Origin of the sequence: Morganella sp. BCCO 40_0007 (assembly GCF_032989665.1) — a bacterium.
Taxonomy (GTDB): domain Bacteria; phylum Pseudomonadota; class Gammaproteobacteria; order Enterobacterales; family Enterobacteriaceae; genus Morganella; species Morganella sibonii.
The window spans coordinates 107,670-122,749 of sequence record NZ_JAVBIN010000014.1; the positions used below are offsets into that span (position 1 = coordinate 107,670).

Below are 15,080 nucleotides of genomic sequence, written 5' to 3' on the forward strand. Positions count from 1 at the left end.
GCGACACTTAAGCGTGTTTGATTTTGCCTGCCCATGACGAGATTATGGAAACAGACTGGTCAACGATACCACCGATAGTTTTGCCGAATTTCTCACCACGACCTGCGCTCTGCTCATTTTTTCTGTAGTAACCAACGATGCTGCCCACGCCGCGGCCGATTAATGCACCCGCATCAGAGTAAATACCGGCGCCGGAAACCATATCAATCTCAACCAGACTTAATTCTTTCATCATATATCCTTATTTTATTTTCCGTTTAATGGTTTTGTCATACAGCAGATATAACAATATTGCTGATAACAGCACTGTTTTAACTCCGGGGAAAAAAAACACAAGGTGCAAAAAGTGCTGACTCTGATTTACGTTATATACGTCGGTTTTTGATTATCTGCTGACGGTTTTCAGCGGGAATCCACTGGCCGGAGACGTTATTTGATTGGTATTTATCAACTATTGATTATTATCAGATTTGAATCTGTTCCCGGAAACAGAACAGACAATATATAAAAATGAGCGATTCAGCCTCTTTACCGGCAAATACAGGGAGTGCTTTCGCGCTCCCTGTGATGATAATAATTAACGGATATTCAGTTTGTTCTGTCAGACGGATTAAATTGCCCAGCCGCCTGCATAGAATGCGACTAACACGATGGCGATAATCACGGTGCCGGTGTTGAGTTTGCGCCACTCTTTTGCCACCAGACGACCAATCACCAGGGTGACGTAGCCCAGCATAATACCGGTAACGATATTACAGGTCAGTACGATAAAGACCGCACACACCAGTCCGGACATCGCGTCGACGGAGTCATCGAAATCCAGTTTTGCCACATTACTCAGCATCAGCAGACCGACATACATCAGTGCCGGAGCGGTTGCATACCCCGGGATCAGGTAAGAGAGCGGCGAGAAGAACAGGATCAGCAGGAACAGCACGCCGACGGTTACGGCTGTCAGCCCGGTTTTGCCGCCTGCGGCTGTCCCCGCAGCGGATTCAATATATACCGCCGCCGGAGAAGCACCCACCGCACCGGAGATAATGGAACTGACGGAGTCCACGGTCAGGGCTTTGCCGCCGTTGATAATCTGATTATCTTTATCCAGCAGATTTGCCTGCCCGGCCACTGCGCGGATGGTCCCGGTGGCATCAAACACCGCTGTCATCACCAGCGCCAGTACACTCGGCAGAACGGCCGTTTGCAGGGCACCCATAATATCCATGCTGAATATCAGAGATTTTCCGTCCTCACCGCTCAGTGACGGCATGGCGATCAGCCCCTGATACGTGACATTCGGATCAACAATCAGGCCGATAACCGAAATACCGATAATCACCAGCAGTATCCCGCCCGGCACATGCATTTTCTCCAGGCTGACAATCACCGCCAGCCCGATCAGCGACATCGCCACCGGGAAAGAGGTAAACGCCCCCATTGCCACCGGCAGACCTTCCAGCGGGTTTTTGATCACAAGGCCGACGCCGTTGGCGGCGATCAGCAGTAAAAACAGGCCGATACCAATCCCGGTGCCGTGGGCTATCCCCATCGGCAGGTTTTTCAGTATCCAGTTTCGCACCCCGGTAACGGAAATCAGGGTAAAAATGACCCCCATCAGGAAGACGGCGCCGAGCGCAACCGGAATACTGATTTGCTGCCCGAGCACCAGGCTGAATGCGGTAAAGGCGGTGAGTGAAATCGCACAGCCGATAGCCATCGGCAGGTTTGCCCACAGTCCCATCATCAGAGAACCGATACTGGCGACGAGACAGGTGGCGACAAAAATAGCGCCCGGCGGGAATCCGGCTTTACCGAGCATAGAGGGGACGACGATGACAGAATAGACCATGGCGAGGAAGGTGGTGACGCCCGCCAGAATCTCCCGTTTGACGCTGCTGCCGCGGGCGGAGATTTTAAAGTACGCATCAAGTGCGCCTTTCGCTGCCGCCCCGGTGTTATCCGGTGTTGTATTATCAGACATAATTGCAGACCCCGAGAATGAAATGAAAGTGTGTTTTAATCACAGCATTGGTGTGCGTCAGGTCCGTTCATAGACCAGACGTCCATCGATGTATGTCCGGTAAATCGTGCGGTCATCACCAAGCGCAATCATCACAAACAGTTTCTCCGCCAGCGTGCGTGAGTTGTCATAACGCAACTGCTGGAGCGGGGTCGCGGTCGGTTCAAGTACCACAAAATCCGCTTCTTTGCCGGCGGCAAAGTTACCGATACAGTTATCCAGTCCTAATGAATGTGCCCCGCCGAGTGTGGCGAGATAAAAGGCTTCAAAGGCGGTTAAACAGGTTTTCTGTAACTGCATCACCTTGTAGGCTTCACTCAGTGTCTGCAGCATGTTGAAGGTCGTCCCGGCACCGACATCCGTACCAATCCCGACTTTCACTTTTTTCGCCAGCGCTTTTTTCAGATTAAACAGGCCGCTGCCGAGATAGAGATTTGATGTCGGGCAAAATGCCACTGCCGAGCCGGTATCGTGCAGGCAGTCCCACTCTTCTTCCTCAAGGTGGATACAGTGCGCAAACACACTGCGTTCACCGGTCAGACCGTAGTGATGATAGACATCCAGGTAGTTTTTGCTGTCCGGATAGAGTTCTTTTACCCACTCAATTTCTGCTTTATTTTCATTAAGATGAGTGTGAACCCACGTGTCCGGATACTCTTCGCGCAGCCGCTGACATACCGCCAGCTGTTCCGGGCTGGAGGTCGGCGCAAAACGCGGGGTGATGGCGTAGAGCAGGCGCCCGTTCTTGTGCCAGCGTTCAATCAGCGCCTTACACTCTTCGTAGCTGCTTTCCGGTGTGTCGGTGAGATAGTCCGGCGCGTTTCTGTCCATCATCACTTTACCGGTGATAAGGCGCATATTTAGCTGGCTTGCCGCATCAAACAGGGCATTGACCGATTCCGGGTGAACAGTACTGAAGACCAGTGCGGTCGTGGTGCCGTTGCGCAGCAGTTGTTTGATAAAAAACGCCGACATTTCACGGGCGTAATCAATATCCTGATACAGCTTTTCGGTCGGGAACACGTGGCGGTTGAGCCATTCCAGCAACTGCTCGCCGTGAGCGCCGATCATCTCACTCTGCGGATAGTGAACGTGGGTATCAATAAAGCCCGGCACCACCAGTTTCCCGGTGTAGTCGCGGACACGGACAGTTTCCGGGATCAGATGTTTTCCTTCTTCCCACTCTCCGAACCACTCTATTTTTCCGTGCCGGATTAGCATTAGTCCGTCGTCGATCAGGCGGACTGCACCGGGCAGATCGTCCATCGAGGTCACTACACGGGTGATATCCAGAAACTTCCCGCGTACCGCTTTGACGGTATGTTCAGACGACATAGCTGACTCCTCTGCTTACAAAAAGCCCTCACCGGAACCGGTGAGGGCAGGTTGGTTTAATTACATTTTGCCCAGGCCGCGCAGGATTTTTTCCGGTGTGAAGTGCCATTCACGCAGCCAGACACCGCAGGCATCATGAATGGCCGTGGCGATGGCCGGTGCAGCGCCGTTAACCGCGATTTCCGAGATGGATTTCGCGCCGTACGGGCCGACCTGATCATCACTCGGCACCAGGAACGCGCGGAAATCACGCGGAATATCGCCGATCTTCGGTGCGCCGTAGGTTTTCAGATCGCGGGTCAGCGGCACACCTTTGGCGTCGTAGCGGATCTCTTCCGACATACTGTGGCCGATGGCACGCATGGAGGCACCGTAAATCTGACCCAGGGCCAGATCCGGGTTCACCGGCGTACCGCAGTCGAGCAGGGCGTAGAATTTATCCAGACGGATCTCACCGGTACGGGTGTTCACCGCCACTTCGGCAAAGTTTGCCCCGTACGGGAAGGCAAAGTCCGGGGTGATATAGCTGGCGTTAGCCACCAGCACACCAAACCCGGTACCGCCCTCGGCAGCGTGCGCCAGATCCCCGAAGCTGATTTCACCTTTCTTACCGCGCACCACACCCGGTGCCGCAAGGGTGACATCCTCCACCGGCTCACCGATTTGTGCCGCACCGTGGAACAGGATTTTTTTACGCAGATTCTCTGCCGCCATTTTCGCCGCATTACCGGAGAAACAGGTGCCGGAGGAGGCATACGCCCCTTTATCAAACAGCGCATGGTCAGTATCCCCGGAGATAACATGGATATCATCCGGGCAGCAGCACAGTACTTCGGCGGTCAGTTTTTTGACCACGGTATCCAGTCCGGTCCCGATATCCGCACCACCGGAGTGGACGATAAAGGTGCCGTCAGATTCCAGTTTGACCATACAGTTTGCCTGGTCGATATCCGGAATCCCGGATTTCTGCATGATAATCGCCACGCCACGTCCGGTTTTCCAGTCGCCGTCCTGTTTGCGCGGGGAATCCCAGTCGATAAGCTCACGGCCTTTTTTCAGGATCGGCCCGAGGGCACAGCTTGCCGCGGTCGGCACGGATGTCGGCATTTTACCTTCGCCGATAGCGCCGAGGATCTTCAGTTCCTGGCCTTCATGCACGCGGTTGGTTTCAATCAGATCCAGCAGATCGATATTCAGCTCTTTCGCCAGTTCGGCCAGGATCATGGTCAGGGCGAAGTTACCTTTCGGTGCCCCGTAACCCTGATACGCACCGGTCGGACAGATGTTGGAGTAGTAAGTCGTGACCTGAAAATCGACGTTATCACACGGGTAGAGCGGCAGTGACAGCGCCGGGCCGTTACTCGGTACAGTAAGTGAGTGGTTACCGTAAGGGCCGGTGTTCGCCAGGAATTCCATGTTGATGGCGGTGATTTTCCCGTCTTTTTTCGCGCCCAGTTTGATTTTTACTTTCGCCACATGGCGGCTGGTGTTCGCGATAAACTCTTCTTCACGGGTGTAGCGGAATGATACCGGACGGCCGGTAACATACGTTGCCCACGCACAGACCTCTTCCAGCAGGATATCCTGCTTGGAGCCGAAGCCGCCGCCGACACGCTCTTTGATCACATGTACTTTGTTCTGTTTCAGGCCGAGAATACGCGCCACCTGGCGGCGTAAGTGCCACGGCACCTGAGTGGAGGCGTGGATCACCAGACGGTCACCGTTCATATAGGTGTAGCAGATATGCGGTTCGGTCGGGCACTGCTGAACCTGGCGGGATTCATAGGTGCGTTCGATAACGGTGTCCGCTTCCGCAAAGCCTTTATCCAGATCCCCGATATGGCCGTGAACTCCGGCAGCAATGTTTTTGCACGGTTTTGCGCCGATCGGGAAGTTAATCTGCAAATGTTCGCCGCGATCTGCCGCGTTCTTATTCTGCTCTGCCAGGTCAGCCGGTGCGCCGTTAACATAAATTACCGGCTCATCGTGCACCAGCGGTGCGCCATCGGCTTTGGCTTCATCGATAGACAGTACCGGTTTCAGCACATCATAGCTGACTTCAATTAAGGATAATGCTTTCAGTGCGATAGCTTCGTTTTCTGCCACAACGGCGGCGACACGGTCACCGACGTGACGGAGTTTTTTACCGAACATCCGGCGGTCAAGCGGAGACGGTTCCGGCGCACTCTGCCCGCCCGGGGTGTAATACACATCCGGACAGTTTTTGTGGGTTATCACATGCACCACACCCGGCAGCGCTTCGGCTTTGCTGACATCGAGATGAGTGATCAGTGCGTGCGCGTGCGGGCTGCGCAGCATTTTGATGACACAGGTATTGGCCGGAATACGATCTTCCACATAGCACGGTTTTGCCTGCACCATCACAGCAGCGTCGGTTTTCGGTGTGACTTTCCCGACAACAGTCAGGTCATCACGGAACGCCGGGGCGTTATCGGCTTTGTAGTGCGGATCTTTGCGGCGTTTCACCAGCAGATCAATAACTTCATAGAATTGCTGATAACCGGCGTCACGGCTGAACAGACCGGAAAGCGCATCATCAATCTGATCGCGATCCGGTTCCGGGATGCGTTTAATCAGGTCAGTCAGGATCAGGGCAGCCGCCGGGTCGTTATAACCGGACTGGATCACCCCCACATCGACCATGGCCTGCTGAACATCACTCAGTTCATTCCATTTGCCGAGTGATTCGGCGGTTTCAATCACTGCGCCTTCCAGTTGTGCGGCGATCAGCAGCGAGGCGTTAACAATACGGCCGTTGAATAAAATGGCGTCAGAGCCTGCGAAGCCGTAGCCGTCATCACTGTTACGCACAGAGTGCATACCCAGGCTGAACAGAATAGTGCGGACATTTTCGCCCGGAATGCAGTCAAGCGAATGCGGGGTGCCGTTAAGTATAAAATGGACGTTCATGTCTTATTCCTCCCCCATTTGCCGGCAGTCTGTCAGCAGGTCTGAAACTAAAATTCCGGTGATATAGCGTTTATATTCTTCACTGCCCAGCAAATCCGCTTTCGGCTTCACCGCCTGACTGACGGCTTTTTCCAGCGCTTCCCCGCTGAGATTTTTTGCCTCGATCTGTTGCAGGCGGCTGATACCGCAGCCAACACCATCAACCGCAATCCGCTGCTCATTATTGCCGGTCAGAGCCACCGCGGCGGTGACGACAGACCAGCCGTCCGCTGTTTCGCGGACCGTGCGGGTGGCGCAGCGGCGGAACGGGTCCTGTAAAATCAGATGGGTGATCAGGCGGTCTTCCGGGGCGGCAAGATAGCTTTCCAGCGAAATGACATCATTGCTGGCCAGCTGAACCTGTGCATCCAGCACCAGCAGCACCGGCAGCAGAGCATGTTCGCGCTGACAGGCGGCGATCTCCCCGCCGATGGTGGCCTGATTACGGATGTGGCGTGAATAAACGAAACCGAGCGCATCATACAGCGCACGCGGGATAAGCGGGCTTTCACGCAGCGCTTCCAGCGTGACAACCGCACCGATACGCAGAATACCGTCCTGCCACTCAATAGATTGCAGCGGCAGCAGTGACAGTGAGATAGCGACAGTGCGGTCAGTTCCGGTCGGTACCGCATTCAGTTTACTGCCGCCCGCAAACCAGACGGCGCTTTCCTGAAAGCGTTGTTTCAGCTCAGTTGCCTGCGCTAAGGTGGCAGGGCGGAAAAATTGTTCGATCATGGGTTACCCCTACATTGCTCTTCAGACCTGCGGCACTGCCGCAGGTCATGGTTTTTTTATTACAGTGCGTCCATCCGGGCCCACATCTTTTTCGCGGCTTTGCGTGCTTCTGCAAAGAGCGGTCCGGTATCAAACGGGAACTGACGGTTTTCATACACCATCACACCATCGACCATCACGCTGTTGACACTGTCGGAGCCTAAACCGAAGGCCAGGTGGCCCGGCAGGTTATCCCCGGTGAACGGTGTCGGCGGTGTGTAATCACAAATGGTCAGGTCAGCCTGATAACCGGCTTCCACGCGGCCGAACTGTTTGCCGAAGTTGCGTGCCAGCAGGCGGTTACCGTTCCACAGGAAACGGGTAAAGCTGTCCGGCCACATTGAACCGCCCGCATCGCGGTGTTTGAAGAAAGCAAACTTCATTTCTTCTAACATATCGGAGCCGATACCGTCCGTGCCGAGCACCACGTTGTTGTAGTCACCCAGGCGGTGGTTGTAGCCGACGTGGTTGTTCATATTGGAGCGGGCGTTGTGAACCAGGAAGCCATCTTTTTTATTCAGCAGCTCAATATCTGCGGAAGAAAGATACAGGCCGTGGGCGATCAGGGTTTTTTCATCAATCAGATCAAATTCACCGAGGCGGATCAGCAAATCCTTACCGTATTTGTCATGGCTGAAAGAGACGTCATAACTGTCTTCCGCCGCATGGATGTGCAGGCCGCGGCCGGTTTTTTTAATCGCTTCGCGCAGCATTTTCAGACCTTCATCTGCCACGGTAAACGGTGCGTGTGCCCCGATATGGGCTTCCACCAGATAGCGGGATTTACCGCTTTTGCGTTCATTGTCGATAAGCTCCGCAAAGGCGATATTTTCCTCCACCCCGGCTTCCAGCTCTTTCAGGCCGCCGTTACGGTCAGTGGTTTCGTAGCAGGTCATGCCGCGCAGGCCGGCTTTCAGGAAGCCGTCACGCAGAGTTTTCAGGGAACCGGCGATATAGTTTGGTGAGGCGTGGTGATCAATCACCGACGTACAGCCGCTCTTAATTGCTTCGAGGGAACAGATCAGGCCGCTGTAATAAAGGGATTCCTCATCCAGCGCACGGTCGAGCCGCCACCACAGGTTTTTCAGGGTGGAGATAAAATCCGGGCTTGGCGCGATATTCGCCATGATGCCGCGTGATAAACCGGAATAGAAGTGGTTGTGGGAGCAGACAATTCCCGGCATCACCAGTTTGCCGTTCATCTCTTTGACTTCCGCGCCCGGGTAACGGGAATGAAGCCCGTTACCCACAGCCGCAATTTTGTCACCCTCAATGGCGATATCGATCCCTTCGCGGATTTGCGCCGGTTCGAACTCAGTGATGGTGGCGTTTTTCAGAATCAGCATAATTATTTCTCCACCCGGCCTAACAGATAACGATAGTGTTTATGAACATGGCTCATGATGCGGCACATCTCTTCCAGCTCCTGCGGAACCCGGCTGAATTCCCCGTCAGCATCGAGCTGCAGTTTGCTGACTTTGCCGTCCAGGCGGACAGTAAAGGTGCTGCCGTCAGCCAGGAAGCCCGGGTTGGTGCTGTTTTCGAAGTCTTCCGGCAGGCTGAAGATAGTGACTTTGTCTTTGTACGGCTTGCCCTGCCACGGACAGAACTGGGCACAGTTACCGCACTCGTTACACATCGCATCCAGGTGCAGGGTCTGATAACGGTTACGGAAGCCCGGAATCGCGACGGAAATATTGGCGCGGTTCGGGCACACATCCACACATTTCGCACAGATGTAGTTACATTCCAGGCAGCGCTCTGCTTCCTGTTTCACGAACGCTTCGCGGTCGTCGCTGTCCACCATCTGCACGGCGATAGCGCCTTTGCGGTCAGTGATATCCTGCGGGTCGACATTGAGCCAGTATTTATCACTGTAGTGAGAGAGGATATTTTCGCGCTCCAGAATGGCATCCGTCGCACGGCCCGCATCACCGATAGCCGCCACGATAGAGGACGGGCCGCTCTGCACGTCACCAATCAGGAACACATTGGCGCGGGTGGTTTCACCGCTGTTGCGGTACACCGCAGGCCAGCCGTCATCGCCCATCGGTACACCGATTTGTGACAGCACTTCGCAGTCCTGCTGCTCGCCGATAGCGGTGATCACGCTGTCGATTTTCAGGGTGACAGTTTCTTCTGTCGCCACCGGACGGCGGCGGCCTGACTCATCCGGCTCACCCAGCTTCATGGTACGGACCAGCAGGGTGCCGTCAGCATTGAACTGCTCCGGATTGTGCAGGAACATGAATTTCACATCATCTTCCACTGCTTCTTCATATTCTTCCGGCCAGGCAGGCATTTCTGCCTGAGAGCGGCGGTAGATAACGGTCACATCTTCCACACCGGCAATCCGTTTGGCGGCGCGGGCGCAGTCCATCGCGGTGTTACCGGCACCGATAACGGCAACATGTTTGCCCATTTTCAGCGGTGCGTTGTTGTTGTAATCATGCAGGAACGGCAGGGATTTATAGACGTTACGGTTATCCCCGGCGAGTTTCACGCCGCTGTTTTTATCTGTCCCGATCCCGACCAGCACATAGGTGAAACCCTGCTCCATCAGCTTATCGACGGTCAGACGCGGGTCACAGCCGTATTCAAATTTCACGCCGTGGTCGGCGACGAACTGAATATCGTGCTCAATGGTTTCACGCGGGATACGGAAGTGCGGGATGATATTCGCCACCACACCACCGGCATTGGCTTCTTTCTCAAATACCGTCACCGGATGACCGGCACGGGCGAGGAAATACCCGGCCGCCAGACCCGCAGGACCGGCACCAATCACCGCTACCGGATTTTTATCACCGGAACCGGCCGGTTTGTGCCAGCGGGCTTTGTACTCTTTCCAGCCTTTTTCCACCGCCACTTTTTTCAGTTCGCGGATATTCAGCGCGCTTTCGTAATCCAGACGGGTACAGTTGTACTGGCACTGGTGATCACAGATATGACCGGTGATAGCAGGCAGGGCGTTGCGCTGGTAAATCAGTTCCAGCGCATCCGCATAGCGTCCTTCGCCCAGCAGACGGATATACTCAGGGATATCCTGTTTGATGGCACAGGCGGTCACACACGGTGCGACATAGCAGTCGGTCAGCGGCAGCGGGCCGCCCGCATCGATTTCCTGATCTGATTTCCAGTGTTTCTGGGTATATTCCATACTGACGGCGCGTTCTGCCAGCGCATTCAGTTTACCCACATCAATCTGCGTCATGCCCCACGCATCAGATTCATCCAGCTCGCGCAGGCACTCGGTCTGACGCATATAGCCGCCCGGTTTCAGCAGGTCAGTTGCCATGGTGATAGGGCGGATACCGGATTCAAAAATATCGCGGATATTGAACTTGCTGGCGCCGCCGGAATAAGAAACCGGCAGTTTGCCGTCAAAATGGCGGGAAAGCAGTGCGGCAACGTTGATGGAAAGCGGGAACAGGGCACGGCCTGACATATACATCTCGCCGCCCGGCAGACGTCCTTTGTTATTGATGGTGCCGAGGGTGTTGGTCAGTTTTACCCCGAAACCGCGCTTCACTTCTTTCGCCAGATCCAGCAGGCGCTGTAACATTTCCAGGGCGCGATCCAGTTTCAGGTCATGAGAGAACGACTCCTCACTCAGCCCGATATAATCAAAGCCGCAGGTGTCGAGGATTTCACGGACACGCGCGAAGCCGAGCAGTGTCGGGTTCAGCTTCACATAGGTGTTGATGCGTTTCTCTTCCAGCATGTAGCGGCAGATAGCCTCGATTTCATCCGGCGGACAGCCGTGCATGGTGGAGAGGGTCACACCTTTGGATAAATCACCCGGTACACGGTCAGTCATGGCCAGCAGATCGGCTTTGCGATCGTCAAGACCCAGCTCTTTCAGGAAGCCCGGACGGGAAATAAAGGCTTTCATTTCCTCACGGTATTTCGCGAAGACCGGCAGCTGAGAGGAATCCATCATCGCGTGGATATACTGCTGCATACGCGGCTGTTTAATCCCTTCCAGGTTATAACCGACACTCATATTAAAGATGAAGGATTTGGCCTCGCCTTTGGTGCGCGGGTCAAAAATGGCTTCTAACAAATGAAGGGCAAACCAGGCTTTGAGGTATTCGTCGTGGGCTTTCGGCAGGGTAAATTCGGTGGACCATTCGGTGTTGAAACATTCGTCCTGAGCATCGATACACGGCTTTTCGAGCTCCAGTTCATCGAGGATCTGAACCGTTTTCACCTCGATAAAACGGCCGCCGGTCAGCCAGGAAACCACAATATTCTGAGCAAGCTGAGTATGGGGACCGGCCGCAGGGCCGATCGGCGTCTCGCAGGTTTCACCGAAGACGGACATCAGAGGATGCTGATGCTCTCTGCGGTAAAACTGCCGTTCATTGATACCAAAAATGGAACGGCTCGCCTTATATTCTTCAAAGATCCGGTTCAGAAGTTCGCCGAACGGGACGGGACGCATTATATCTCCCATAAAACTCTCCTTGCTGCAATATGAGGGGGCATGCCGGTGGAGCGGGACATGCAACTGTATGCACTCACAGTTGCAACAATTACGCCAGGATTGTTTGCAGCCGCCGATTTCGCGTTCAGAGAAATAAAAAAATGTGAGATAAATCTAATCTTAGAAGCAAAGTGTGAAACAGCTCGCACAGCGCTAAATGAGAATATGAATCAATAAAAAATATCTTTATTACCATGGGATTAACATGTGAATAAGATTCTCAAAAAAAGAAAAAACGTATCACATTGATAATGGAAAAGTGATGTTAACAATTAATGTTATTAATGGGATGGATGTAATAGTGTACATCCGGATTACCCGCGATAATGCTGATAAATCTCCGGCGTATCGATATCGGTAATCACCGCATCACTCGGCATATTCAGGAAACGGTGCGGACCGGCCAGCAGCCGTTTTTTCATGGTATTACCCGCCGGATGTGACAGTGCCGCGAGCAGACATGCGCGGGAGAGCAGCACGGGATGGCCCGGAACTTGCTTGTAACAGGGAAGGAGTGCGGCATCACCGCGCTGTGCCCACAGCGTCTGCCAGATTTCCGGGGTGAGGAACGGCACATCACCGTGGGTGAGAAAACAGTATTCGCTGGTCACCGCCTGTGCGGCCAGGCGCTGTGAGGAGAGCAGTCCGGTTTCATATTCCGGATTATAAAGAATATGAATGCGTTTTACGGACTGATAACGCTCGGCCAGTTCCGCGCCGCGAAAGCCGGTCACCAGGATGACCCTGTGACAAAAATGCAGTGCATTAGCCAGACTGGTATCCAGCAGGGTGGCCCCGCCGCGGCCCCACGGCAGCATCATTTTCCATTCACCCATTCGTGAGGAGAGCCCGGCGGCCGTCATGATGCAGTCTGTTTCCTGCGGGCAATACGGCTTACGGATCGATAAATAGGATAAAGCGGTATCGGCTGAGGTCAGGTGAGACGGCATAATGGATATACACTCCGCTGATAAACATAGAAAGTGACTGATATTCAAAGGATTCGGTAATGACGATGACAACGGCTCTCAATACACAGATCCCTGTCCGAAGTTGCGCCACTATACCTGAACCGCTGCGCCGGTTATGTGATACACATCCGGGCGGCCATGCAATGGTGATCAGTATCGTCGGTGCGGGCGGCAAAACCAGCTGCCTGTTCTGGCTGGCACGGGCTTTTTCCCGGTTAGGAAAAAAGGTGATGATCACCACCACCACGCATATGTTTCTGCCCCGGGAGGGGTTTCCGGTTATTCTCGCCTGTCATCCGGTCCGCCTGCCGGATGCGGTGACAAATCGCGGATCATTTGCCTGTTATACCGGCTGGAACCCGCAGAATAATAAGGTCAGCGGTTTCTCCTCTGCGGATATTAATGCCCTTGCGGAGCAGAATGCCGTTGATGTTATTTTAGCCGAAGCTGACGGAGCTCGCGGTTTTGGTATAAAAGCGCCGGCTGAGCATGAACCTTGCATACCTGATTACAGTGATTGTGTTATTGCTGTGACAGACGGCCGTCTTCTGGGGACGCCTGTCGGGCCTGATAATGTACACCGGTGGTCACATTTCTCTGCCGTTACCGGCTTAAACAGCGGTGATACGCTGGATTTGGGGGCGATAAGCCGCCTGATCCGGCACCCGCAGGGGATGTGGAAATCAGCACCGCCGGATGCATTACGGATCTGGCTGATAAACCGTTTTTCTCAAAATGAGAATTTTTCGCCGGACATACTGGCAGACTGGCTCCGCGGCACTCCGCTGAACGCAGTATGGTTCGGTGCCGTCAGGGAAGATCCCGCAATTACACACATATTGCAGCGACAATAATATCAATGATAAATGCAGGGATATCCATTGAGGTCTGTTTATGAAAATTTTTACCGAAGCAGCGAAGTTGGTTGAGAAAAATTGCCCGTTTGCCATGGCGGAAATTATTGAATGTTCAGGCAGCACCCCCCGTCACAGCGCACAAATGCTGGTGCTGGGGGACGGAAAAACTATCGGTACCATCGGCGGTGGTATGGTGGAGCGCAAAGTGATCGAAGAGGCGGTGGAAGCGCTGCACGAGGGGCGTTCCCGTATGTTTCACGGCCGGATGGCCCGCAACGGGCAGCATGCGGTCGGCTCCGACTGCGGCGGTGCGATGTCGGTATATATTGCGGTACACGGTGTGCGTCCGCGTCTGATCCTGCTCGGCGGCGGTCACGTCAACCGCGCCATTGCGCAGCTGGCGGCTTTTCTGAATATTGATATTCATGTGGCGGATGTGTATGCCGGGAGCCTGGAGCCGGATCTGTTCCCGCCGTCAACCCGCCTGTGGCACGTACCGTCATTTACCGATGCGGTGAATCAGCTCGATCCGCAGCCGGAAGATTATGTGATTATCGCCACTAACAGCCAGGATCTGGAATCCCTCAACTGCCTTATCGAAAAACCGGTGAAATACCTCGGATTGCTCGGCAGCCGACGCAAAGTACAGACTTTCACTAAACAATTAAGCGAATCGGGGGTGTCTGAAGCGCAGCTTTCACGGCTTCATGCTCCGATCGGTTATGATATCGGCGCGGAAACGCCGCATGAAATCGCGATCAGTATTCTGGCCGAACTGCTGCAGGTGATGAATGACGCACCGGGCGGGGCAATGAAACAGAGCCCGGCGGAGATCCGCAGAGTCAGACGGGTGGTGATCCGCGGCGCGGGTGATCTGGCAACCGGCGTGGCTCTGCGTCTCTATCACAGCGGGTTTGATGTGGTGATGCTGGATGTCTGCAAACCAACGGTGATCCGCTGTACGGTCTCTTTCGCCCAGGCACTTTATGACGGCGAAAGCTGCGTGGAAGGTGTTTGTGCCCGCTATGCTCATGATATTGATGAAGTAAACCGCTATCTGAAAGAAGGGGTGATCCCGGTACTGGCAGATGAACGCGGTGAACTGTTACCGGCGCTGCATCCGGATGTGGTGGTGGATGCGATTATCGCCAAACGCAACGTTGCCGGTACACACCGCAAAATGGCACCCTGCACGATAGCGCTCGGGCCGGGCTTTGAGGCCGGTGTGGACTGTGATGCGGTCATTGAAACCCAGCGCGGCCATCATCTCGGCCGGGTGATCACTCACGGCTGTGCAGCACCGAATACCGGTATTCCCGGCAATATCAACGGTAAAACCACTGAACGGGTGTTACGCGCGCCGCACAGCGGCATGATGACCCGTCATGTGAATATCGGTGATCTGGTACACGAGGGGGATGTGATTGCCCGCATCGGCGACACGGAAATTCTCTCACCGATGGACGGCATGGTGCGCGGCCTGCTTAATGAGGGGTTGTGTGTGCCGGAAGGCTTTAAAATCGCCGATGTTGACCCGCGCGGGGCACTGGCTGATTTCCGTTCTGTTTCTGATAAAGCCCGCGCTATCGGCGGCGGCGTGCTGGAAGCCATCATGACCCGGCTGAACAAAATGGACAGCGCACCGGCGTGCTGATAACGGACTT

General features: G+C 54.4%; 10 protein-coding genes. 2 read left to right on the top strand and 8 right to left on the bottom strand.

Features of this window, described 5'->3' with window-relative positions; genetic code table 11:
• Window positions 1-7 precede the first annotated feature (7 nt).
• From R5268_RS17070 to R5268_RS17105, 8 genes are all read right to left on the bottom strand, one after another.
• The gene (locus tag R5268_RS17070; protein ID WP_141651494.1) at window positions 8-235 is read right to left on the bottom strand and encodes a hypothetical protein; all 228 of its coding nucleotides are present in this window, start codon (window positions 233-235) and stop codon (window positions 8-10) included.
• A 375-nt stretch (window positions 236-610) separates the two neighbouring features.
• Window positions 611-1,978, bottom strand: a complete 1,368-nt coding sequence (locus R5268_RS17075; RefSeq protein WP_046892043.1) for an NCS2 family permease — start codon at window positions 1,976-1,978, stop codon at window positions 611-613.
• Between the two features lie 57 nt (window positions 1,979-2,035).
• Complete coding sequence (gene guaD, locus R5268_RS17080) at window positions 2,036-3,352, bottom strand: guanine deaminase (RefSeq protein ID WP_046892044.1); 1,317 nt, start codon at window positions 3,350-3,352, stop codon at window positions 2,036-2,038.
• A gap of 60 nt (window positions 3,353-3,412) precedes the next feature.
• Complete coding sequence (locus R5268_RS17085) at window positions 3,413-6,283, bottom strand: molybdopterin-dependent oxidoreductase Mo/Fe-S-binding subunit (RefSeq protein WP_107679463.1); 2,871 nt, start codon at window positions 6,281-6,283, stop codon at window positions 3,413-3,415.
• A 3-nt stretch (window positions 6,284-6,286) separates the two neighbouring features.
• Window positions 6,287-7,060 (bottom strand): molybdopterin-dependent oxidoreductase FAD-binding subunit, encoded by a 774-nt coding sequence (gene ygfM / locus R5268_RS17090; RefSeq protein WP_218455061.1) that lies wholly within the window; start codon window positions 7,058-7,060, stop codon window positions 6,287-6,289.
• Window positions 7,061-7,119: 59 nt separating this feature from the next.
• Complete coding sequence (gene ssnA, locus R5268_RS17095) at window positions 7,120-8,445, bottom strand: putative aminohydrolase SsnA (RefSeq protein WP_317419889.1); 1,326 nt, start codon at window positions 8,443-8,445, stop codon at window positions 7,120-7,122.
• 2 nt (window positions 8,446-8,447) lie between these two features.
• On the bottom strand, window positions 8,448-11,558 hold the full coding sequence (gene ygfK, locus R5268_RS17100; RefSeq protein WP_218455063.1) for a putative selenate reductase subunit YgfK: 3,111 nt from the start codon (window positions 11,556-11,558) through the stop codon (window positions 8,448-8,450).
• A gap of 344 nt (window positions 11,559-11,902) precedes the next feature.
• Complete coding sequence (locus tag R5268_RS17105) at window positions 11,903-12,538, bottom strand: NTP transferase domain-containing protein (RefSeq protein WP_317419890.1); 636 nt, start codon at window positions 12,536-12,538, stop codon at window positions 11,903-11,905.
• A gap of 59 nt (window positions 12,539-12,597) precedes the next feature.
• Between R5268_RS17105 and yqeC the strand changes: the two genes are divergently transcribed.
• The gene (gene yqeC, locus R5268_RS17110; RefSeq protein ID WP_052927099.1) at window positions 12,598-13,413 is read left to right on the top strand and encodes a selenium cofactor biosynthesis protein YqeC; all 816 of its coding nucleotides are present in this window, start codon (window positions 12,598-12,600) and stop codon (window positions 13,411-13,413) included.
• A 40-nt stretch (window positions 13,414-13,453) separates the two neighbouring features.
• Window positions 13,454-15,070, top strand: coding sequence for a selenium-dependent molybdenum cofactor biosynthesis protein YqeB (gene yqeB, locus R5268_RS17115; protein ID WP_046892050.1), 1,617 nt, complete (start codon window positions 13,454-13,456; stop codon window positions 15,068-15,070).
• Window positions 15,071-15,080 lie beyond the last annotated feature (10 nt).